This is a genomic window from Rhizobium sp. AG855, assembly GCF_003610655.1.
Taxonomy (GTDB): domain Bacteria; phylum Pseudomonadota; class Alphaproteobacteria; order Rhizobiales; family Rhizobiaceae; genus Allorhizobium; species Allorhizobium wuzhouense.
In genome coordinates, this window is record NZ_RAQG01000003.1 from 396,325 (window position 1) to 418,009 (window position 21,685).

Here is a 21,685-nt window from a genome sequence, read left to right on the forward strand (position 1 = left end):
AGATGAGGATTTTGCCATGACGCTTGCACAACAGATCGACCTTTCCCGCACGATAGATGTCACGCCCGACGGCTCGGACTATGAGACCGTGCGTCAGGTGATCGAGATGCTGACGCTCGACTATCAGAGCCAGCCGTCGCTGGAGCTGATCGCGGATCGGCTGGGCCAGTCGCCGACGCAGTTGCAGAAGACGTTCACGCGCTGGGCCGGGCTTTCGCCAAAGGCTTTCCTGCAGGCGGTCACGCTCGATCATGCCAAGCGGCTGCTCGGCCGCGAGGAACTGCCGCTGCTCGAAACCTCGCTGGAACTCGGTCTCTCCGGGCCGGGCCGTCTGCACGACCTCTTCGTCACGCATGAGGCGATGAGCCCCGGCGAGTGGAAGGCGCGCGGGGCGGGGCTTACCATCCGCCATGGCTACCATCCGTCGCCCTTCGGACTGGCGCTTGTGATGATCACCGACCGCGGCCTGGCCGGTCTTGCCTTTGCCGATCCCGGTGGCGAGGTCGCCTGTTTCGACGACATGGCTCAGCGCTGGCCGAATGCGCATTATGTCGAGGACATTGAGGCCACGGCGCCTTACGCGGCGCGTGTCTTCCATCCCGAGCGGTGGTCGGCGGAGGAACCCTTGCGCGTCGTCCTGATCGGCTCCGATTTCCAGATCCGCGTCTGGGAAAGCCTGCTGGAAATTCCGCTCGGGCGCGCCGTCACCTATTCCGATATCGCCCAGAAGATCGGCCAGCCGACCGCCAGCCGGGCCGTCGGTGCCGCCGTCGGCCGCAATCCGATCTCGTTTGTCGTGCCGTGCCACCGGGCACTGGGAAAAAGCGGCGCGCTGACGGGGTATCACTGGGGGCTGACGCGCAAGCGGGCGATGCTGGGATGGGAAGCCGGGAAAGGGTGAGGCGGTCTTCGGGCCGATCAGCGGCCTTTGCGGGTTGCGTCGATCCGAAGAATGTTTTCCGGTGTATCCTTCTCGCTGCGCTGCCATGGCAATTCCGCTTCGCTTGAGGGGCGCAGGAGTGCTGTGACTGTCTCGTTGCAACTGATCACCTCATAGCCGGCGCGAGCGGCGAGTGCGCGCAGCGTGCCTTCCGAGAAGTCGCAGACATGGGCAAGATGGAAGTACGACTTCAAGTCGTGCTTGTAGTCGCCTTCGGCGACCATGTTGATGCCAGGGACCTCGATGAACAGGTAATCCTCTGCTGCCATCAAGGTCTTGATCTGCTTCATCGATGCGAGCGGATCATGCGTGTGTTCCAGGACATGCGAGAGGATGAAGAGTCGCGGTCCGTCGGGGAGATGTGTCGGGAATTCGGCAACTTCCAGGTCGAGCTCCAGCTGTTCCTTGCCGTAACGTATTGCCTCGATATCGAGATCGCAGCCCTGGACGCTGCGGCACCGGGTTCTGAATTCATCGAGGATGCCCCCCGAAGAACAGCCCATTTCGATGACGGCGAGATCCTTCAGGCTCGCGGCGACGGAGGTCGTCTCAAGATAGGCCAGGAAACGCTCACCCTTCTGCCTCTGTTCGTGCACCAGACGGGCGTGATCGACATCGTTGCGCTTGGTATAAAGGCGGCGGTAGTGGTCGCGGTAAAAGACGTCCAGGAAGTCCTTCTTGACCGCCGGACTGGTTTGCACGAGGCCGCAGTGGTCGCAGATCTGCTTGTCGAGGTCGAAGCCATACCTGTCGCCCTCGCAGATCAGGGTGAATTCGCGTCCGCCACACAAGACGCAAGGGCGGTTTTCCAGGCCATAGTCCCGATAGAGTTTGCGCACGGCGCGGATGATCTTCGACCGGCTGCTGGTGAGGCGTCTGAGGAAGGCGAAGGTCCTGCCGTAGCGGAACTGACGTAAAAGACGCTGAGCCAAAATGGAATTCCCGGGGCAATGAAAGTATTTTCTCGCCACTGGCGAGTTTAACGCCGTTACACTATCCCTAATTCGCCAGCCCCAGCAACTCCCGCGCCGCCGCTTCATCGGTAATCAGCGTGTTGCATCCGATCCTTCTGATCGTCGCCCGGATCGCCTTCGCACGATGCGCACCGCCCGATGACAGCACGATGTGTTTCGCCTTCTTCAGCGTATCGAGATCGACGGACATCACACGCTGGTTGATCGGGTGGGCGACCGAGTTGCCGTCGGCATCGAGGAAGTTGAACATGGTGTCACAGACGCAGCCGGCCTCGACCAGTTCGGTCAGCGTCTGCTGGCTGATGAAGCCTTCAGACAGCGAGGTCGAGTGCGGGCCGATATCGCCGCACGAGACGATGGCGAGGTCGAGATTTTCGGCCAGATCGTAGATCGCCTTCAGGCCGCATTCTTCGATCAGCGCCTGCTTGGTCGTCACGGAATCGACGAGCAGGGGGGCGAGAAACATGTAGCATTCGGCGCCGAGCTGACTTGCCAGCCGCCAGGTGTAGTCGATCGGATTGGTCTGGCGCACCGCAACGATGCCGCCGAGCAGCGAGACGACCTTGCAGTTCTCGCGGTTCGGCGGGCGGAAGCCTGACAGCGAGGCGGTCATGGTTCGGCCCCAGCCGACGCCGATGGTCATGTCGTCGGTGATGACTTCGGTGAGGAACTGGCCGAGGGCCAGGCCTACGGCCTTGGCGATCGATCCGGCGTCCTCCTTGTCCGGGGAGGGCACGACGACCGCTTCATCGAGGCCATAGGCCTTTTCCAGCCGGACGGCGAGTTCGACGCAATCTGCGACGCCATCGCTGATCCAGATCTGCACTTCGGCGCGTTTTCGCGCCTCGTCCAGCATGCGGATCACCGTCGAGCGGCTGATGCCCAGGCGATCGGCGACGTCTTTCTGCGTCAGGCCCTCGTTGTAATAGAGCCAGGCCGCGCGGATGCGCAGGGCGCTTGCGTCCGAATAGGTCGAATGGGTGTCGCGTCTGAGCTTCGCCAAGATCTCTCTCGTATCGGGAACTTCCAGGCGCCACTATCCGTTTTCATGATACTTATGTCAAATTCAAAGGACATATGTCTTGACTTTGCCATCATCGGATGGCGATAGTCCGGGCACAAGACCGGTGGTCCGCCGTCGGTCGCCAACCCATTTCGTTGAGCCGAAGGATGACCCGATGACCTCGAAACTCGAACAGCTTCGTTCCATGACGACCGTGGTCGCCGATACCGGTGACATCGAGGCCGTCGCTCGCCTGAAGCCGGTCGATTGCACCACCAATCCGTCGATCGTCCTGAAGGCGCTCGGCACCGACGCCTTCAAGGATGCCTTCCAGGAAGCGATCACCTGGGGCAAGGCCAAGGGCGGCAAGGATGATGCCGTGATCGGCGCGATTGCCGACCGCATGGCGATCTCCGTCGGTGCAGCGCTTGCCGCTCTCGTGCCGGGCCGTGTCTCGACCGAAGTCGATGCCGACCTGTCGTTCGACACCAAGGCGTCGATCGACAAGGCGCATCAGATCATCGCCGGCTACAAGGAGCGCGGCATCGAGAAGGACCGCATCCTGATCAAGCTCGCGTCCACCTGGGAGGGCATTCGCGCCGCCGAAGTGCTGCAGAAGGAAGGCATCGACTGCAATCTGACGCTGCTCTTCTCCAAGGCCCAGGCGATTGCCTGCGCCGAAGCCAAGGTGTTCCTGATCTCGCCCTTCGTCGGCCGCATCCTCGACTGGTACAAGAAGTCGACCGGCGAGGATTACACCTCCGAGACCGATCCGGGCGTCGTCTCCGTCCGCTCGATCTACAATTATTACAAGGCCAACGGCATCGGCACGATCGTCATGGGTGCCTCCTTCCGCAATGCCGGCGAAATCGAAGCGCTGGCCGGTTGTGATCGCCTGACGATCAGCCCGCAGCTGCTCGACGAGCTGAATGCCGCCGAGGGCACTCTGAAGCGCGCTTTGTCGCCCGACAGCGTCAAGGCGGAGCCGCATGTCTCGCTCGACGAGAAGGCCTTCCGCTGGGCGATGAACGAGGATGCCATGGCGACCGAAAAGCTCGCCGAAGGCATTCGCGGCTTTGCCAAGGATCTCGGCACCCTGCGCGGTCAGATCGCCAAGGCACTGGCTGCCTGATCGGGCAACCGATCCTTCAATCCAGAGTTTGGGGATGGCCGCGGCGACAGCTGCGGCCATCTTTCATTTGTGGCAGGCTGCCGGTTCAGGGAAGGGGAACGGGATATGGCGATTCTTTCGGGCGGCTGCGTCTGCGGCAAGGTGCGGTTCGAGGCCGAGGGTGATCCCGATCGCGTCGGCATCTGCCATTGTCTGGATTGCCGGAAATATCACGGCGCGCTGTTCCATGCGTCGGCGATCTATCCCGAAGGCCAGGTGCGGATCGCGGGCGAACCGCAGATGTATGACGGTCGCTGCTTCTGCTCCATCTGCGGCTCCAGGGTTTTCAACCGCAGCGGCACCGAGATCGAGGTAAACCTCGGGGCCTTTGACGACATCAATGTGTTCCAGCCGAGCTACGAGCTCTGGACGATCCGGCGGGAGAGCTGGCTGCCGGAGTTTCCGATGGAGGAACGGTTTGAGCGGGATCGGCCCGGGGAGGAGCGCGGGGCTTGAGGGGCGGGGCGGGGTGGCCTCGTGCTTTGAGGCCGGGCGTTGCCCGGCACCTCAGCATGAGGGGAAGCGGGGTGGCCTCGCCCTTCGAGGCCCGACTGTGTCGGGCACCTCAGGGTGAGGGGTGATGTTGTATCAATGTCAAAAAACCCAAGCTTCGCCGCCGGTCGGGATCAACTCCCTCCGGGTGGGCTAAACTTGTCTCGGCGAGGCGCCAACCTGTCTAAGTAATGTATGTGGCTCCTTCCGGCGCCTCGTTCGGCGTCTATTCCCGCTGCATGCGTCTCTCTGGCAAGGCGGCGACGGTCCTCGTCATCCTCGTCCTCGGGTTTAACCCGAGGATGACCCGAGGACCGAGGATGACCGGGCGCGGGTCCGGCTGCGGCAGTCTGCTCCTTGCGGAGTGTTCTACCAGAGCCTGGCCGGTGGCCCGGGAGGTTCCCGCCGGATGGTGCACCAATCCGACCGGGACCCTCGCCCGGGGGATGGGGCCTTTGCCATTGCTGGCTCGGCCGTCATCCCCGCCGTTTTCTCCGCCCCGCTGTCTGGATGTTCGCGACAGCGCGGGCGCCTTGTCTGTGTGCCTCTGAGGCACGTCCTTCCGATCAGGGTATCCAGGCTTTGGGGCATCCGACCCCATCACCCTCGTCAAGCCCTTCGTCCGGAGGGAGACCGTTGCAGCGGGCCGGGGATTTGGATCTGCGACAACCCTCCACCCCGGCGCCGGCCCCGCCTCGCCTGACATCGCATCGTCAGGTGTATCCGAGGGCGGGACGGGGCTGAGTCTACGGGAGGAGAAAGGGTGGGGGATGAAAAAATGTGTCGGGGTTTGATTTTGTTGGGAAATGTTCGGAATTCATCCCCCTTTTTTTGGGAAATGGCGCTGTCTGGCGTGACCGTCTGGCCTCAGAAGGCTTGTGTCTGGATCCTCGGGTCAAGCCCGAGGATGACGGAGTGTGGGCGAGCGACTGGTATCCTCCGCTGCTGTCTTCACCGGATACGTCTGCGGATAACGTCTGCGGAGGATACCCCTATCCCCCCGAGAGGTCGTCATCCTCGGGCTTGACCCGAGGATCCAGACACAAGCAAACTACGCGCATGGCGGGCTATGTCTATATCGTCACCAACCACAAGCACGGCACACTCTATATCGGCGTGACGTCCGATCTGGAGCGGCGCATCTACGAGCATCGAGAGGCGCTGACGCCGGGATTTGCCTCGAAGTACGGTTGCCGGCAGCTGGTCTGGTATGAGGAGCACGACAGCATCGGTACGGCGATCCAGCGGGAGAAGTCGCTGAAGCGCTGGTATCGGCAGTGGAAGATCGCGCTGATAGAGGGCTTCAATCCCGACTGGCGGGATTTGTATTACGAGTTGATGTAAAAACACCAGTGGCGCTCTGTGCGCCCGCTGCCGTTGATGGGCATGCGTCTGGTCCCGATGATCCAGTCACCGTCACGACAAGAGCGTCGTTGGGACGCAGCGCGTGCTCCCGACCTTCAAGGGCGTCGCGGCTTGCCGAAGGGGTCGATGAGGATTTCGGGTTCGATGGGCGGGTTTCGCAGGTCGTCCGGCGGGGCGAAGCCGGGTTCTTCCAGCAGGAAGCGGCCATCGACCCAGCCGGAGATGCGGGGGCGGGTGACGGTTGCGATGCGGCACCAGTAGCCGCCGCTGATATCCTTGCAGGAGAGCCGTTCGATCGGCTCACCGTCCTCCAGCGCATGGATCACGCGGAACCTGGGGCCGGCACCGGAATAGACGGCGAGGCGCTTGCCGGGGGGCAGGCCGCGGACATGCCAGAGATAGGTGTCCATCACGGCGCCGCCACCGTCGAGATTGGGGGCGGGGATCACCTGGGGCTGCTGAGCATGTGATGCCGGGGAGCCAAGAGCAGTCACGGACAGGAGCGCCGCCGCTGCGAGCATGGCCTTGTGGCTCTTGTGTCTGACGTCTTTTGGCTCGCCGCGCATTTCGCTCTCCTGATTCCACATCATGATACGGAGGAGAAAGGCGGGGTGCCACCGGTTTGGTCTGTCAGGGTAAACGTGCCGGCTGTTTCCATCGCAATGGGCGGAGGGAGATGGCGCAGCGTCGGGGATGTCAGTGAAATCGCTGCTCCAAAAATGATCCTGTGGCGAACTTGCCAACCTCCCATGCGGGAGTAATCTACTCTCGACAACCAATAGGGGAGTAGGGCGATGCGTTTTGTTGGAAATGCAATATGGTTTGTTTTCGGTGGAGCGGTTCTGGCGCTCGTCTGGCTGCTCGGCGCGGCCCTGTTTGCCATCAGTATCATTGGCTTGCCGGTGTCACGGGCGGCCTTTGAGATTGCAAAAATGTCGGCATTCCCGTTCGGAAAGGATGTGGTTCACATCCGAGAACTGGATGCAAAGGGACTGTCCGCCGTGACTGCCGTGACGGGGACGATCGGTTTCGTGGCAAACATCGTCTGGGCGTTGACGTTTGGTTGGATCCTCTTTCTGGGGCATCTGGCGGCAGGCATCGTCAATTGCCTGACCATCATCGGCATCCCCTTCGGCATCCAATCCTTCAAGTTGGCCGGCATCTCACTATGGCCGGTTGGCCGCCGCGTCGTCAGCATCGAGTTGGCCCAGCTCGCACGGGAAGAGAACGCGAAGCTGGTTCTCCAGAGAATGCGCGCCGCCTAAAGGACATGGGCGGCACGGTCCAGCCATGCCGCCCAAAACTCGCTCAATGCGCGATCATCACATGGCGGACGGTCGTGTAGTCCTCCAGCGAGTAGAGCGAGAGATCCTTGCCATAACCCGACTGCTTCATGCCGCCATGGGGCATTTCGTTGCAGAGCATGAAGTGGGTGTTGATCCAGGTGCAGCCGTAACGCAGCTTGGCGGCGTTCTGCATGGCGCGGGAAATGTCCTTGGTCCAGACGGAGGAGGCAAGGCCGTAGTCGCTGTCATTGGCCCAGGTCACGGCCTGTTCGGGATCGGTGAAGCGGGTGACGGAGACGACGGGGCCGAAGACTTCGCGGCGGACGATTTCGTCGTCCTGGGTTGCGCCGGCAATGACGGTCGGCGTGTAGAAGAAGCCCTTGTCGGAGCCGAGCTTGCCGCCGGCGACCACTTCCATGTGCTTGTGTTCGGCAGCCCGGGTGACGAAGCTTTCGACGCGGTCGCGCTGGCGCTTGGAGATCAGCGGCCCGATTTCGTTGTCGGCATCGTCGTCCTGGTTGAACTTGATCGTCGAGACGGCGGCTGCGAGATCGGCGACGAAGCGGTCGTAGATCTTGTCGGAGGCGTAGATGCGGCAGGCGGCGGTGCAGTCCTGGCCGGCATTGTAGTAACCGAAGGTGCGGATCGCGGCGACGGCGGCGTCGATATCGGCATCGTCATGCACGATCACGGGGGCCTTGCCGCCGAGCTCCAGATGGGTGCGCTTGACGTTCTTGGCGGCGGCGTTGAGCACCTTCTTGCCGGTGGCGATGTCGCCGGTGATCGAGACCATCGCGATCTTCGGATGGTTGATCAGCGCATTGCCGACGCTTTCGCCACGGCCGAGCACGACATTGATGACGCCTTCCGGCAGGATGTCGGCCATGACCTTGGCGAGCTTCAGCGCTGTCAGCGGGGTCTGCTCGGAGGGCTTGAAGACGACCGTGTTGCCGCCGGCAAGCGCCGGTGCCAGCTTCCAGGCCATCATCATCAGCGGATAGTTCCAGGGGGCGATCGAGCCGATGACGCCGACGGCATCGCGGCGGATCATCGAGGTGAAGCCCGGCAGGTATTCGCCTGACACCGGAGCCTGCAGGGTGCGGATCGCGCCGGCGAAGAAGCGGTAGCAATCGACGACCGCCGGAATTTCATCGTTCAGCACGGCATTGATCGGCTTGCCGCAGTTGAGGCTTTCGAGTGCTGCGAAGGCGGCTGCGTCCTTTTCGATCGCGTCGGCGATGGCGAGCAGGTAGCCGGCGCGCTGGCCGGGGGTGGTCTGCGACCAGCTGGTAAAGGCGCCTTCGGCCGCATCGACGGCGGCTTCCACCTGAGCGATCGAAGCTTCCGGGAGATCGACGATGGCGTCGCCGGTCTTGGGGTTCAGGATCTTCTCCTCCGTCTCGGAACCGGCCTCGAACTTGCCGCCGATCAGCATCTGGGTGTCCATGTTTTTTCTCCCTTTCATTACACGTCAATTGTGAGACCGCGCGGCAGGGGCTGCACGGTGGTTGTGGTTCATTTTCCGCTGCCGGCAATCTGGTCGGTATCGCGGGTGAGATAATAGGCGGCCAGGATCGGCAGGAAGGTGACGATCACCACGACCATGGCGACCACGTTGGTCACCGGGCGCTGGCGCGGGCGGATCAGTTCTTCCAGCATCCAGATCGGCAGGGTCGACTGCTGGCCGGCAGTAAAGGTGGTGACGATGACCTCGTCGAAGGACAGCGCGAAGGCGAGCATGCCGCCGGCCAGAAGCGCTGTCGCGATGTTCGGCAGGATCACATGGCGGAAGGTCTGGAAACCATCGGCGCCGAGATCCATGGAGGCCTCGATCAGCGAGCCGGAGGTGCGGCGGAAGCGGGCCACCGCATTGTTGTAGACAACGACGACGCAGAAGGTGGCGTGGCCGAGGATGATTGTCCAGACGGAGAAGGGGATATCGGCAATCGAAAAGGCCGAACGCAGGGCAATGCCGGTGATGATGCCGGGCAGCGCGATCGGCAGGATGACGAGCAAGGAGATCGCTTCCCGGCCGAAGAATTTGGTGCGGGCGACGGCGGCGGCGGCGAGCGTGCCGAGGATCAGCGCGATGACCGTGGCGATGCTAGCGACCTTGACCGAGAGTGTGAGCGCTTCCCAGATGTCCGGGCGGTTCCAGGCAACGGCGAACCATTGCAGCGTGAAGCCCGGTGGCGGCCACTGGAAGCTCTTTTCCTCCGTGGTGAAGGCATAGACGAAGATGAGCAGGATCGGCAGATGCAGGAAGGCAAGGCCGACGCCGGCGGCGATCTTCAGGGACAGGCCCGAGGACTGGGAGCGGTCAGAGCGCATCAAAGGCCCCCATGCGTTTGGCAATCGTGAGATAGATGCCCATGATGACGATCGGCACCACCGAGAAGGCGGCGGCGAGCGGGATGTTGCCGGCGGTGCCCTGCTGGGCATAGACGGCCTGGCCGATGAAGAGCCTGGAGGTGCCGACGATCTGGGGGATGATGTAGTCGCCCATGGTCAGCGAGAAGGTGAAGATCGAGCCCGCGACGATGCCGGGCAGGGCGAGCGGAAAGAGCACATGGCGGAAGGTCTGGCGGGAGTCAGCGCCGAGATCGCCCGAGGCTTCGATCAGGTTGCCGGGCACACGTTCGAGGGCTGCCTGGGTCGGCAGGATCATGAAGGGCAGCCAGACATAGACGAAGACGATGAAGGTGCCGAGATAGCTGATCGACAGCGAATTGCCGCCGATGACGGGAATGGCGAGGATGGCGTCGAGCGCCCAGGTCAGATGCAGCTTGGCGAAGATCCAGTTGAGGATGCCTTCCTTGGCGAGGATCAGCTTCCAGGCATAGACCTTGACGAGATAACTCGACCAGAGCGGCAGCATGATGCCGAGATAGAAGACAGCCTTCCAGCGGCCCTTGGCATAGCGCGCGGCGTAATAGGCGATCGGGAAGGCGATGACCGCGGAGGCGAGGGTGACGGCGGCCGACATCAGGAGCGTGCGCAGGATGATGTCGAAATTGGCCGGCTGCAGCAGCTGGCCATAGGTCGAAAGGGTGAACTCGTAATTGATCAGCCCGGAGAACTCGTCGATCGCGAAGAAGCTCTGCAAGAGAAGCGCCAGCAGCGAGCCGACATAGATGATCCCGAGCCAGAGTAGGGGCGGCACCAGCATCAGAACCAGCAGCAGGTTGGGCCTCTGCCAGAACAGATCCGAGAGCCGCCCCATCGGGCCCTGACGCCCAGCTGTGATGGCGGGTGCGGAGGTCGCCGTCATGCGGCTTCCTCCATGTAATGCAGGTCAGATGGTGACCAGGCGATGTGGATGCTTTCGCCCGCCTGCGGCGCGGTCATGCCGGCCGGCAGCGAGACGGTGAGCGGGGTTGCGGCCGTTTCAACGAAGAGTTTTGTCGAAGCGCCGAGAAAGCTTGCCGAGCGGATGGTGGCGTTGACGCCGCCTTCGGAGACGATGCGGATGGCTTCGGGTCGCAGGCTCGTCCAGCGCGCTTCGCCGCCGAGTGCCTTCATCGCTTCGGGCGGGATGACGTTGGAGGAGCCGACGAAATCGGCGACGAAGCGGGTGCGGGGGCGGTTGTAGATCTCGTGCGGCGTGCCGGCCTGGACGATCCTGCCGTCGTTGAAGACGGCGACACGGTCGGCCATCGAGAGCGCTTCGCCCTGGTCGTGGGTGACGAAGACGAAGGTGATGCCGAGCGAACGCTGCAGGCTCTTGAGTTCTTCCTGCATCTGCTCGCGCAGCTTCAGGTCGAGTGCGCCGAGCGGCTCGTCGAGCAGCAGGACCTTCGGCTTGTTGACCAGCGCCCGGGCAAGCGCCACACGCTGGCGCTGGCCGCCGGAGAGCTGGCCGGGCTTGCGGGCGCCGTAGCCGGGCAGCTTGACCATCTCCAGGGCCTGTTCGGCCTCGCGGTGGCGCTCGGCCTTGGCCACACCCTTGACCATCAGGCCATAGGCGACGTTGTCGAGAATGTTCAAATGCGGGAAGAGGGCATAGTCCTGGAAGACCGTGTTGACGTTGCGGCGATAGGGCGGCACGCCCTCGGCGGTTTCGCCAAAAATCTCGATATGGCCTGACGTCGGCTGTTCGAAGCCGGCGATCAGGCGCAGGCAGGTCGTCTTGCCGGAGCCGGACGGGCCGAGCATGGCGAAGAATTCGCCGGGTGCGACGGTCAGATCGACGCTGTCGACGGCTTTGACGCTGCCGAAATGGCGCGAGACCTTCGAGAAGGAGACGGCTGCGGTCATGGTGGCTCCAGCTTCATCTCTCCCCTTGCGGGAGAGAATGCGATTTCAGCAGCTTAGCGTCAGCTAAGTGCTAGAAATCGCAAGAGAGGGGACGTGGGTTTCAGCCCCTCTCTTGCAAAATCTAACGCTTAGCCTCGCTAGGCTCGGCTAATTCGTTGATTTTGCTTTCTCCCCCGCAAGGGGGGAGATATGGCGGTTACCGGCCGCCGATCACGCCGATGTAGTCGGAGACCCAGCGGTGGTAGGGCACGCATTCGCCGGTGCTGCACTTCGAGGTCGGGGTGCGCCAGAACTTGATCTTGTCGAAGTTCTCATAGCCGTTGGTCTTGCAGCCCTCGTCGCCGTAGAGCGCATTGCCCTTGCAGGCGGCGGGGACGGAGGGCACCGTGCCGAACCAGGCGGAGACGTCACCCTGGACTTTGGGCGAGAGCGAATGCTCCATCCACATATAGGCGCAGTTCGGGTGTTCGCTCTCGGCATGCAGCATGGTGGTGTCGGCCCAGCCGGTCACGCCTTCCTCGGGGAAGGTCGAGGCGATCTTGGCGCCTTCGGCCTTCATCAGATTGACCTGGAAGGGCCAGGAACCGGAGGCGGCGACGCCTTCGTTCTTGAAGTCGTCGATCTGGATCATGGCGTCGTGCCAGTAGCGGCCAACGAGCTGGCGCTGGCCGCGCAGCAGGTCGAGAGCGGCCTTGTACTGGTCTTCATTCAGTTCGTAGGGGTCCTTGATGCCGAGTTCCGGCTTGTGGGCCATCAGATAGAGGGCGGCGTCGGCGACATAGATCGGGCCGTCATAGGCCTGGACGCGGCCCTTGTTCGACTTGCCGTCGGGCAGATTCATTTCTTCGAAGACGACGTTCCAGCTCTTCGGCGCTTCGCCCTTGAACACGTCGGTGTTGTACATCAGCACATTGGCGCCCCAGACGTAAGGCGTGCCGTAATGGACGCCGTCCTTGGTGTGCCAAGGGGCGTTCTGCAGGCGCTCGTCGATGGTGCTCCAGGAGGGGATGAGGGCCGTGTTGATCGGCTGGACGCGCTTGCCGGCGACGAGGCGGAGCGACGCATCGCCCGAGGCGGTGACGAGGTCGAAGCCGCCTTCATTCATCAGGGCGACCATTTCGTCTGATGTGGCGGCGGTCTTTACCGAGACCTTGCAGCCGGTCGACTTTTCGAAATCGGTGACCCAGTCGTAATTCTTGTCGGTCTCGCCGCGCTCGATATAGCCGGCCCAGGCGACGATGGAGAGCGCGCCTTCACCGGGGCCGAGTTCCTTCAGCGGCTCCTGGGCGACGGCGGCGGTGGTCAGGCTGAGTACGGAGGCGAGGACGGTGCAGGATTTCAATAACGACTTCATCGCGAGGTCTCCCGTTTGTGAGGCCGCGTTTTTGCGGCCATTGTTCCCGCCGAGAAAGTTGCCGTGATTTAACCGCATTCGCAAATTCATTCGCCAGAATGGTGGTATCGGTTTTTCCGATGGGTGGTGGTTGAGTGTGTGCGTTGTGTTGATCTAATGCTGGGTTGTATTTTTCGTTTCTTAAGTTAATCTGCGCCTCAGTGCGGGGGCGCGGCATGGTGACGTTTTCAAACGGACTAATTCCTGGGGAGAATTGGTTCAAATTCATCGAGATGATTTCTGCGAAGACCGACGGTCGATGGTTCTTTCGTGGCCAGGGTGATGCAAGCTGGGCGCTTCAACCCTCCGCCGGTCGATATGACAAACTGGGTGGCGCGGCGTATCGCAGAGAGGACGAAAAGGCCCTTTTCTCGGAATTTCAGCGCGAAGCCGTTCGCTTCCATCCGGAAATCACAACGGATCTCGAATTGTTGGCTCTCGCGCAGCATCACGGGTTGCCAACCAGACTGCTTGACTGGACCGACAATCCACTGGTGGCTGCGTGGTTCGCCTGCCGCCATTACGATGACGGCAAACCCGTTGTCATTCACATGATCCACTCGTGCCGCGACCATATAGACGCCAAGCCACAATTCGATCCCTTCGATGAAAACATGGCAGACGTGCTTCTGGTTCGTGTGCCACTGCGTGCTGCTCGCATTACAGCGCAGCAGGGGCTCTTCTCCCTCCATAGCGATCCCAGCGTGGCGTGGGAGCCAACGCGGAGCACGAAGATCATTGATGCTTACGAACGACTTGACGTTCCGCAGGATGAAAAGGCGTTCTTCTTTCGCATGTTGCATATCTTCGGTGTGAATGACGCTCGCATGATGGGCGGACTCGATGGTGTGTGTGACACACTCGCCGTCAGCTACAGGAGCAGGTGATATGGAGACAGAACCATCGGCATATTCGTCGAGCATTCGCGCACCAGACTGGGCGGATGATGCAACCTTCATCGCTCCCACGAGTTCAGCAGAAATTGAAGGACTTGCGGCGCCAGAGACCTCGAACGGCGGTGGCCTTTACCCCAAATTAGGTTTAATCCGGGAGGATAAGCCCGCAACAACGGTTGGTACAACCATGACCAAAGCGCAGATTGTCGAAAATATTGCGGATGCGGTACGCGGACTTGACCGGCAGACGATCGAACAACTTTCGCACTACAGTACGGTCGTGCCGGAAGCGCGCCTTGTCACTGTCGAAGTTGAAAGCTCGTCGTTCGATGTCGAGGACAACGGGCAGTTCAAGGGGCGGGCCAATCTGTTGGTGCGGGTGCCATTTGAGGGCTTCGGCGGCAAGAGGGCCTCGACGCTCGCCTCGCTGGCGATCCCCACCTATGTCAAAGGCTCGGTGTCGGACAGCGACGTTTCGGTTCAGCAGATCCTGATCCGCGACTGACGTCTCTCGTCACCTGACCCGCCCACTGCGGCTCGCCTCGGCAATCCCGACAAAATCGCGTGCCGCCTGCGGCAGGCTCGAGCCCTTGCGCCAGACCATGCCGACCTGCACCACAGGCAGCGCGCCTGACACGTCGCGGCTCTCGATGCGGTCGCCTTCCAGCGACCAGGGGCGGTAGACCAAGTCGGGGAGGAGGGCGACGCCGGCGCCGGTGGCGACCAGGCTGCGGACCGCTTCCACCGAGCGCGTGCGGAAGGCGACATGCGGGCGGGCGCCGAGCGCCGAGAGGAGCTTGCCGGTGTTTTCCTCGATTTCGTCCACTGTCAGCATGATCAGCGGTTCGCGGGCGATGTCCTGCACGGAGATGATATCGGCTGAGACCAGCGGATGGCCGATGGGGAGCCAGAGGCGGTAGGGCGAGGTTTCCAGGATTTCCGCCTGCAGCGCCATGCGGTCGCGCAGGTTTGAGATGACCATGACGGCGACATCCAGTTCGCCGCCGATCAGCAGGTGTTCCAGATAGGAGCCATTGTCTTCCATGGCCGTCACTTCGACACCCGGGCAGGCGCGGCGATAGCGGGCGAGCAGATCGGAGAGCACGTAACCGGCAACCAGCGATGTCACGCCGATATTGAGCGTGCCGCCGGTGCTGTTCTGCGTTTCGGTGAAGACGTTGCGGGCGTCGGAGACATCGGCCAGGATTTTGGTCGCGTGGCGGAGAAACTGGTGGCCGTTATAGGTGATGGTCAGGCCGCGCGGGTGGCGCTCGAAGAGTTCGACACCGAGATCGCCCTCCAGCTCCTTGATCGCTTCGGTCACCGAGGACTGCGAAATCGAGAGGTTCTGGGCGGCGCGCGTAACCGATCCCTGTTCTGCCACGGCGACGAAATACTGCAACTGACGGAAGGTGAAGGCCATGGCCTTTTGAAGCACGGCACCCGGCGAGAGGCAAGGTCATCGCGATCGGTCGCGCCGAGGGGTTGTCAGGTTGCAGGGCAGGTTTGCAATACTGGGCTGGTCAAAGAGCATGCAGGGTGTAGGATCGTCTTGCCCGCGCCGTTGCTTCGTCCACGGATCCCTCCTCGTGCAAAGTCCCCTTGATCCCATGAAATCGACGCCGCTCGGCTATCTCTTCACCTTTCTCGCCTTTTCCGTCTTTGCCATCCAGGACGGGCTTTCCAAACATCTCGGCGAGACCCACTCGCCGGTTCAGGTGGCCATGGTGCGCTACTGGGCCTTCGTCGCCTTTGCGCTCTTCCTGGCGATGCGCTCAAGCGGCGGCCTCAGAACAGCGGTCAACACCAAGCGGCCGTTCCTGCAGATCCTGCGCGGTCTCCTGCTGTTCACGCAGATCCTGGTCTCGATCGTTGCCTTCACCAAAGTGGGTCTCGCCCAGAGCCAGGCGATCTTTGCCGCAGGCCCGATCTTCGTGGCGCTGCTGTCCATGCCGATCCTCGGCGAAAAGGTCGGCTGGCGGCGCTGGACGGCCATTTTGTTCGGCCTTGTCGGCGTGGTGATCATGCTTTCGCCGACCAGAGACGGGTTCAACATCTATATCTGGCTGCCGCTGATGTGTGCGGTGATGGGCGCGATCTACGGGATCGCGACGCGGCTGGTCAGCCGCGACGACCAGCCGTCGACCAGCTTCTTCTATCTGGCGATCGTCGGCTTCATCGGGTCCAACCTGCTCGGACCGTTCTTCTGGACGCCGTTCACGGCCGTCGACTGGGGATTGATGATCGGGCTGTGCTGCACCGGCATCATCGGCCATCTGTCGCTGATCCGGGCCTATGAAAACCTCGATGCGGTCATCGTTCAGCCGATCTCCTACTGGCAGCTGGTGCTGGGCGCGGTCATCGCCATTACCGTGTTTGGAGAGGTGTTGCGCTGGAACACGGTGGTGGGGGCCGTGATTGTCGTCGGGGCAGGCCTTTTCACCGTCTGGCGGGAATGGGTGGTGTCGCGCCGCGCCAAGCGGGCCGAGGAAGAAGCGCGGGTCTGAGCGGCGGCCGCGCTCTATTCCTCCGCAGCGATCCGCTTCAGTTCCTCCAGACCCACCGGCGCGACAGGGCGGAAGTCCAGGCCGTAGACCCGGTTTGCGCAATCGCGCCTCACTCTTTCGATCTGGGATTTCTCGCCCCGAATGCGGGCGCGCAGGAGCGGATCGCGGGTGCCTGTGATCGCCATCGACTTGTTGATCACCCAGCCATAGGGCGCGATGCCGGCGCGGCGCAGGTCATCCTGGAGCGCGGAGGCTTCCGAGACCGGTGTCGTCTCCGGCAGGGTGACGAGCAGGACACGTGTATAGGCGGGGTCTTGCAGGCGCATCAGCGGGGTCACCATGCGGCCGGGTGCGGCGTCGTCGAGATGGCGGGTCATCTGGCGGTGATAGGCGCCTGTCGCATCGAGCAGCAGCAGCGTGTGGCCGGTCGGGGCCGTATCGATGACGACGAAGCTTGATCGGGCTTCGGCGACGACGCGGGAGAAGGCATGGAAGACCGCCACTTCCTCGGTGCAGGGCGATGCGAGGTCTTCGCGCAGCAGGGCTTGACCGGCGTCATCGAGATCGCGGCCCTTGGTCGCCATGATCTTGTCGATATAGCGGGTCGTTTCGGCTTCGGGGTCGATGCGGTCGACGGTCAGTCCGGGCATGGCGGCGGCGCCGACGACGAAGGAGAGGTGGGCCGCCGGGTCTGTGGTGGTGAGGTGGACCGAGTGGCCACGGGCGGTAAGCCCGACGGCGACGGCGGCGGCGACTGTGGTCTTGCCGACGCCACCCTTGCCCATGACCATCACAAGGCCCTTTCCGCTTGCCGCGATTTCGCCGACCAGCTTTGAGAGGCGGGGAAGCTCGGGGCTTTCGACGGTGTCGTCTGCGGTATCGGCAGGAGGCGTGAGGTCCGTTTTGGACAGCAGTCCGCGCAGGGCGGCGAGCCCTACCATGTCGAAGGATTTCAGGGCGACCTCGTCGCAGGGGAGCGATGCCAGTGCCGTTGGCAGGTCCGTCAGTGCCTTGGTCTGTTCTGCGGCGAAGGCTGTGGCCACGGGGTCATTCGGGTCTGATGGCGTGAAGCGGGCGTTGATGGCGAGCATCTGGTTGGAAAGGCCGAGTTCCGAGAGTTCTCCAGCCGTGCGGGCGGCTTCGCGGATGGCGCCTCGGTCGGCCCTTGTGACCAGAACGATGGTGGTGCGGGCGGGATCGCCGAGGCATTCGAGCGCCGTGCGGAAGCGGTCTTCCTGCATTTTCAGCCCGGAATGGGGGCCAAGGCAGGAGGCGCCGCGCTCGTTGGCCTCCAGGAAGCCGGTCCAGGCCTTGGGCAGGCTGAGGAGCCGGAGGGTATGGCCGGTGGGCGCGGTGTCGAAGATGATGTGGTCGAAGCGCGGGTTGTCATCGGCGAGCAGGCCGACGAATTCGTCGAAGGCGGCAATCTCGGTGGTGCAGGCGCCGGACAGCTGTTCGCGGACGGTGGCGCGGTCCTTGTCGGTGGTCTCCGGTGCCATCTGGTCGAGCACGCGTCGGCGGTAGTCTTCGGCCGCCGTTTCCGGATCGATGTTCATGGCGGACAGGCCGGGGACGCCCGGCACCGCTGTCGGATCGCTGCCAAGGGGCAGGCCCAGCATTTCATCAAGATTGGAGGCGGGGTCCGTGCTGACGAGCAGGATCTTCAGGCCCTGATCGGCGAGCGCAATCGCTGTCGCGCAGCTGAGCGAAGTCTTGCCGACGCCACCCTTGCCGGTGAAAAACAGGTGGCGGGTGGGATTTTGAAGCAGGTGCATCGTCGACATGGGCTTCATCCTCGCTTTGATGCGGAAACCCTAGTCCGACCCGGCCCTTGCGGATTTGATCCATGGCAAGTGCTCGATGATCACATGCCTTCTGCGGCGGTGATGCGGTTGACGCTGCGGGCCTGCCAGAGCGTGCGGAAGAAGGCAAGGACGAAGATGCCGCTCATGATCAGCACGATGGTCGGGGCCGGTGCGCTGTCGATGAAGAAGCTCAGATAGAGTCCGGTCACGGACGAGGCTACCGCGACCGCGACGGCTGTTACCAGCATGGTGCCGTAACGTTTGGTCAGCAGGAAGGCGATGGCGCCGGGGGCGACGAGCATGGCGACCGAGAGGATGATGCCGACGGCCTTCAATGCGCCGACGACGACCAGCGAGAGAACGGCGAGCTGGCCATAATGCAGGAGGCGGACCGAGAGGCCGATCGCCTGGGCATGCTGCGGGTCGAAGGCGTGGGCGAGCAGGTCCTTGCGCAGCAGGATCAGGAAGAGCGTGGCGAAGAGGGCGATGAGGCCGGTCTCCAGGAGGTCAGACGGCAGGATGCCCAGCATGTCGCCGAAGAGGATGTGGTCGAGGTGCACAGAGCTTTCGACCTGGACATAGAGCACCAGGCCCAGACCGAACATGCCGGAAAAGACGATGCCGAGCACGGTGTCTTCCTTGATGCGGCTGTTCTCCTTGATGAAGCCTGTGAGCAATGCGCAGAAGAGGCCGGCGATGAAGGCGCCGATGGCAAGCGGGATGCCGGCGATATAGGCGATGACGACGCCGGGCAGCACTGCATGGGAGACGGCGTCGCCCATCAGCGACCAGCCTTTGAGCACCAGCAGGCAGGAGAGGAGCGCCATGGGGATGGCTATCATCAGGGTAACGACGAAGGCCGTCTGCATGAAGGGCAGCTGGAAGGGGAGGATCGCGAGTTCGAAGGTTTCGCTCATGCGGGGCGCTCCTCGGGAAGGCCGTGGGGCTCTGCCGTCGCTGCGGAAGGCATGGGCTCCAACGCTGCGCGGGCGCGGCTGCGGGCGGCGAGCAGTCCGTGTTTCGGCGCAAAGAGGAAGGCCAGGAGGAAGATCACCGTCTGGAGCACGACGATGATGCCGCCGGTCGCACCGTCGAGGAAGTAGCTCGCATAGGCGCCGATGAAGCTGGTGCCGGCGCCGATGCCGAGCGCCATGAGGATCAGGCGCTGGAAGCGGTCGGTGAGCAGATAGGCCGTGGCGCCCGGGGTGACGACCATGGCGATGACGAGGAAGGCGCCGACGGTCTGCATGGCGGCGACCGTGGAGGCGGCGAGCAGGGTGAAGAAGATTACCTTCAGGCGTTCGGGTTTGAGGCCGATCGAGCGGGCGTGGTTTTCGTCGAAGAAGGTGACCATCAGGTCCTTCCACTTCAGCGTCAACACGAGGAGGCTGATGCCGCCGATCAGGATCAGTTGCAGCGTATCGGCGGGTGTGATGGCGAGGATGTTGCCGAGCACGATGGTCTTGATGTCGATCGAGACGGGCGAGATCGAGACCATGAAGAGGCCGAGGCCGAAGAAGGAGGTGAAGATCAGGCCGATGATCGCGTCTTCCTTGAGCTTGGTGCGCTGGTTGAGGAAGAGGATGGCGATGGCCGCGAGACCGCCGGAGAGGAAGGCGCCGAAGGCGAAGGGGAGGCCCAGCATATAAGCGCCGGCGACACCGGGGACGATCGCATGAGAGAGCGCGTCGCCGATCAGCGACCAGCCTTTCAGCATGAGATAGGCGGAGAGGAAGCCGCAGACGGCGCCGACGAGTGCGCTCACCAGAATGGCGTTGCGCATGTAATCATAGGTGAAGGGCTCAACCAGGGTCGCGAGCATCTGATGTTCCCGGTTTCGGCTGGCCGTAGATGACGAAGGGGCGTTCGTCGTCGGTGATGACCTTCACCTCGCGGCCGTCTTCGTCGTCGTGCAGGTCTGTGCCTGATAGCACGAAGTGGCGGAGCGCGCCGCCGAAGGCGGTCTTGAGGTTTTCTTCGGTGAAGGTGTCCTCTGTCTTGCCGGAGGCGATGACCGTGCCTTTGACAAAAATCGTGCGGTCGCAGAAATCAGGCACGCTGCCGAGATTGTGGGTGGAGACCAGCATGACGCGGCCCTCTGCGCGCAGATCCTTCATCAGGCCGATGATCTGTTCCTCGGTGGTGACATCGACGCCGGTGAAGGGTTCGTCGAGCAGGATCACCTGGCCTTCCTGGGCGAGCGCGCGGGCGAGGAAGACGCGCTTGCGCTGGCCGCCGGAAAGTTCGCCGATCTGGCGCTTGCGATAGTCATTCATGCCGACACGGGACAGGGCCTCGTCGACCAGCTGGTGGTCGCGTTTCGATGGGATGCGCAGGAAGCTCATATGGCCGTAGCGGCCCATCATCACGACGTCTTCGACGAGGACGGGAAAATTCCAGTCGACCTCTTCGGCCTGGGGCACATAGGCGACGAGGTTCTGCTTCAGTGCCTGCCTGACGCTCATGCCGAGCACGCGGATCTCGCCGGAGGCGACCGGCACGAAGCCCATGATGGCCTTGAAGAGGGTGGATTTGCCGGCGCCATTGACGCCGACAAGGGCGGTTATGGTTCCGGGCGGGATGGCAAAACTGGCGTGGCGCAGGGCGGTGTGGCCGTTGCGATAGGTGACCGTCACATCCTCTGCGGCGATGCCTTCGCGTTTGCGTCTTGCGCCCGATCCCATGATCATCCGGCAAATCCCTTCACGATGGTCGAGACCGTTACCTTCAAGAGATCCAGATAGGTCGGGACCGGTCCATCCGGGTCGCTGAGCGAGTCCACATAGAGGACGCCGCCATAGCGCGCGCCCGTTTCGGCTGCGACCTGTTTGGCCGGCTTGTCGGAGACGGTGCTTTCCGAGAAGACGACGGGGATCTTGTTGGCCACCACCTGGTCGACGACGGCCCTGACCTGCTGGGGCGTGCCCTGGCTGTCGGCATTGATCGGCCAGAGATAGAGTTCCTTCATGCCGAGGTCGCGGGCGAGGTAGGAGAAGGCGCCTTCGCTGGTGACGAGATAACGGTCGTTTTCCGGGATCTTCGCGATTTCGGCCTTCATCGGTTCGATCTCGGCCTGGATCTTCTGGGAATAGGTGCGGGCATTGGCCTCGTAGATCGCGGCATTGGCGGGATCGAGGTCGGTCAGCGCCTTGCGAATGTTTTCGACGTAGATGAGTGCGTTTTCCGGCGACATCCAGGCATGCGGATTGGGCTTGCCTTCATAGGCGCCGCCGGAAATGTCGATGGGGTCTACGCCGTCGCTGACGGTCACGGTCGGGACATTGCCGAGATTGGCGAGGAATTTTTCGAACCAGGCTTCGAGAAAGAGCCCGTTGCGCAGCACGAGATTGGCGTCGCGGGCCTTGAGGATATCGCGGGGGGTGGGCTGGTAGCCGTGGATCTCGGCGCCGGGCTTGGTGATGCTTTCGACGTCGGCTGCATCGCCGGCGACGTTCTTGGCGATGTCTGCAATGACCGTGAAGGTGGTGACGACCTTCGGCTTGTCGGCGGCATGGGCTGCTCCGGGCAGCATAAGCGCCAGGGCAAAAAGACTGCGGGCAAGCTTTGGCAACATCAGCGGCATCCCGTTCTTGCAA

General features: G+C 62.7%; 22 protein-coding genes. 8 read left to right on the forward strand and 14 right to left on the reverse strand.

Annotation, left to right across the window (positions count from 1 at the left end):
* Positions 1 to 16: 16 nt before the first annotated feature.
* Positions 17 to 901: a bifunctional helix-turn-helix domain-containing protein/methylated-DNA--[protein]-cysteine S-methyltransferase gene (locus DFO46_RS01910; protein ID WP_120278103.1), complete on the forward strand. Its 885-nt coding sequence runs from the start codon at positions 17 to 19 to the stop codon at positions 899 to 901.
* A 17-nt stretch (positions 902 to 918) separates the two neighbouring features.
* Here the strand turns inward: DFO46_RS01910 and DFO46_RS01915 are convergent, their stop codons facing one another.
* Both DFO46_RS01915 and DFO46_RS01920 read right to left on the reverse strand, forming a co-directional pair.
* A complete protein-coding gene (locus DFO46_RS01915; RefSeq protein WP_183041822.1) occupies positions 919 to 1,872 on the reverse strand; it encodes a class I SAM-dependent methyltransferase in 954 nt (317 codons plus the stop codon).
* Between the two features lie 67 nt (positions 1,873 to 1,939).
* On the reverse strand, positions 1,940 to 2,917 hold the full coding sequence (locus DFO46_RS01920; RefSeq protein ID WP_120276152.1) for a sugar-binding transcriptional regulator: 978 nt from the start codon (positions 2,915 to 2,917) through the stop codon (positions 1,940 to 1,942).
* 175 nt (positions 2,918 to 3,092) lie between these two features.
* On the opposite strand from DFO46_RS01920, the gene tal reads away from it, so the two are divergent.
* The 3 genes from tal to DFO46_RS01935 all read left to right on the forward strand — a co-directional run bounded on the left by tal (position 3,093) and on the right by DFO46_RS01935 (position 5,924).
* The gene (gene tal, locus DFO46_RS01925; protein WP_110794101.1) at positions 3,093 to 4,049 is read left to right on the forward strand and encodes a transaldolase; all 957 of its coding nucleotides are present in this window, start codon (positions 3,093 to 3,095) and stop codon (positions 4,047 to 4,049) included.
* A 105-nt stretch (positions 4,050 to 4,154) separates the two neighbouring features.
* On the forward strand, positions 4,155 to 4,544 hold the full coding sequence (locus DFO46_RS01930) for a GFA family protein (protein WP_120276153.1): 390 nt from the start codon (positions 4,155 to 4,157) through the stop codon (positions 4,542 to 4,544).
* A 1,095-nt stretch (positions 4,545 to 5,639) separates the two neighbouring features.
* Positions 5,640 to 5,924, forward strand: a complete 285-nt coding sequence (locus tag DFO46_RS01935) for a GIY-YIG nuclease family protein (protein ID WP_120276154.1) — start codon at positions 5,640 to 5,642, stop codon at positions 5,922 to 5,924.
* A gap of 116 nt (positions 5,925 to 6,040) precedes the next feature.
* On the opposite strand, the gene DFO46_RS01940 is transcribed toward DFO46_RS01935, so the two are convergent.
* Positions 6,041 to 6,511 (reverse strand): SH3 domain-containing protein, encoded by a 471-nt coding sequence (locus DFO46_RS01940; protein ID WP_110791484.1) that lies wholly within the window; start codon positions 6,509 to 6,511, stop codon positions 6,041 to 6,043.
* Between the two features lie 228 nt (positions 6,512 to 6,739).
* Between DFO46_RS01940 and DFO46_RS01945 the strand changes: the two genes are divergently transcribed.
* Positions 6,740 to 7,210, forward strand: a complete 471-nt coding sequence (locus DFO46_RS01945; protein ID WP_110791485.1) for a YccF family protein — start codon at positions 6,740 to 6,742, stop codon at positions 7,208 to 7,210.
* Between the two features lie 43 nt (positions 7,211 to 7,253).
* Here DFO46_RS01945 and DFO46_RS01950 read toward each other — a convergent pair whose 3' ends face one another.
* The 5 genes from DFO46_RS01950 to DFO46_RS01970 form a co-directional block, all read right to left on the reverse strand.
* Complete coding sequence (locus tag DFO46_RS01950) at positions 7,254 to 8,678, reverse strand: gamma-aminobutyraldehyde dehydrogenase (RefSeq protein WP_110791486.1); 1,425 nt, start codon at positions 8,676 to 8,678, stop codon at positions 7,254 to 7,256.
* A gap of 68 nt (positions 8,679 to 8,746) precedes the next feature.
* Positions 8,747 to 9,562: an ABC transporter permease gene (locus tag DFO46_RS01955; RefSeq protein ID WP_110791487.1), complete on the reverse strand. Its 816-nt coding sequence runs from the start codon at positions 9,560 to 9,562 to the stop codon at positions 8,747 to 8,749.
* Positions 9,552 to 10,502, reverse strand: coding sequence for an ABC transporter permease (locus DFO46_RS01960; protein WP_110791488.1), 951 nt, complete (start codon positions 10,500 to 10,502; stop codon positions 9,552 to 9,554). The genes DFO46_RS01955 and DFO46_RS01960 overlap by 11 nt, the downstream gene beginning before the upstream one ends.
* A complete protein-coding gene (locus DFO46_RS01965; protein WP_110791489.1) occupies positions 10,499 to 11,488 on the reverse strand; it encodes an ABC transporter ATP-binding protein in 990 nt (329 codons plus the stop codon). The genes DFO46_RS01960 and DFO46_RS01965 overlap by 4 nt, the downstream gene beginning before the upstream one ends.
* A gap of 196 nt (positions 11,489 to 11,684) precedes the next feature.
* Positions 11,685 to 12,842, reverse strand: a complete 1,158-nt coding sequence (locus DFO46_RS01970) for an ABC transporter substrate-binding protein (protein WP_110791490.1) — start codon at positions 12,840 to 12,842, stop codon at positions 11,685 to 11,687.
* 215 nt (positions 12,843 to 13,057) lie between these two features.
* Between DFO46_RS01970 and DFO46_RS01975 the strand changes: the two genes are divergently transcribed.
* Positions 13,058 to 13,768, forward strand: a complete 711-nt coding sequence (locus tag DFO46_RS01975; RefSeq protein WP_120276155.1) for an FRG domain-containing protein — start codon at positions 13,058 to 13,060, stop codon at positions 13,766 to 13,768.
* A 1-nt stretch (position 13,769) separates the two neighbouring features.
* Positions 13,770 to 14,282 (forward strand): hypothetical protein, encoded by a 513-nt coding sequence (locus DFO46_RS23730; protein WP_147412730.1) that lies wholly within the window; start codon positions 13,770 to 13,772, stop codon positions 14,280 to 14,282.
* Positions 14,283 to 14,291: 9 nt separating this feature from the next.
* On the opposite strand, the gene DFO46_RS01985 is transcribed toward DFO46_RS23730, so the two are convergent.
* Positions 14,292 to 15,200, reverse strand: coding sequence for a LysR family transcriptional regulator (locus DFO46_RS01985; RefSeq protein ID WP_110791491.1), 909 nt, complete (start codon positions 15,198 to 15,200; stop codon positions 14,292 to 14,294).
* Positions 15,201 to 15,387: 187 nt separating this feature from the next.
* Here DFO46_RS01985 and DFO46_RS01990 point away from each other — a divergent pair, with 187 nt between their 5' ends.
* Positions 15,388 to 16,284 carry a DMT family transporter gene (locus tag DFO46_RS01990; protein ID WP_120276157.1) on the forward strand — a complete coding sequence of 299 codons (897 nt, stop codon included), beginning with the start codon at positions 15,388 to 15,390 and terminating at the stop codon, positions 16,282 to 16,284.
* 14 nt (positions 16,285 to 16,298) lie between these two features.
* On the opposite strand, the gene arsA is transcribed toward DFO46_RS01990, so the two are convergent.
* The 5 genes from arsA to DFO46_RS02015 all read right to left on the reverse strand — a co-directional run bounded on the left by arsA (position 16,299) and on the right by DFO46_RS02015 (position 21,663).
* Complete coding sequence (arsA, locus tag DFO46_RS01995) at positions 16,299 to 18,068, reverse strand: arsenical pump-driving ATPase (protein ID WP_120278104.1); 1,770 nt, start codon at positions 18,066 to 18,068, stop codon at positions 16,299 to 16,301.
* Between the two features lie 80 nt (positions 18,069 to 18,148).
* Positions 18,149 to 19,006: a metal ABC transporter permease gene (locus DFO46_RS02000; RefSeq protein WP_120276158.1), complete on the reverse strand. Its 858-nt coding sequence runs from the start codon at positions 19,004 to 19,006 to the stop codon at positions 18,149 to 18,151.
* The gene (locus tag DFO46_RS02005; RefSeq protein WP_120276159.1) at positions 19,003 to 19,911 is read right to left on the reverse strand and encodes a metal ABC transporter permease; all 909 of its coding nucleotides are present in this window, start codon (positions 19,909 to 19,911) and stop codon (positions 19,003 to 19,005) included. Before DFO46_RS02005 ends, DFO46_RS02000 begins: the two co-directional genes overlap by 4 nt.
* Positions 19,892 to 20,779 (reverse strand): manganese/iron ABC transporter ATP-binding protein, encoded by an 888-nt coding sequence (locus DFO46_RS02010; protein WP_280953045.1) that lies wholly within the window; start codon positions 20,777 to 20,779, stop codon positions 19,892 to 19,894. The genes DFO46_RS02005 and DFO46_RS02010 overlap by 20 nt, the downstream gene beginning before the upstream one ends.
* Positions 20,776 to 21,663, reverse strand: coding sequence for a metal ABC transporter substrate-binding protein (locus DFO46_RS02015; protein ID WP_120278105.1), 888 nt, complete (start codon positions 21,661 to 21,663; stop codon positions 20,776 to 20,778). Before DFO46_RS02015 ends, DFO46_RS02010 begins: the two co-directional genes overlap by 4 nt.
* Between the last annotated feature and the right edge of the window lie 22 nt (positions 21,664 to 21,685).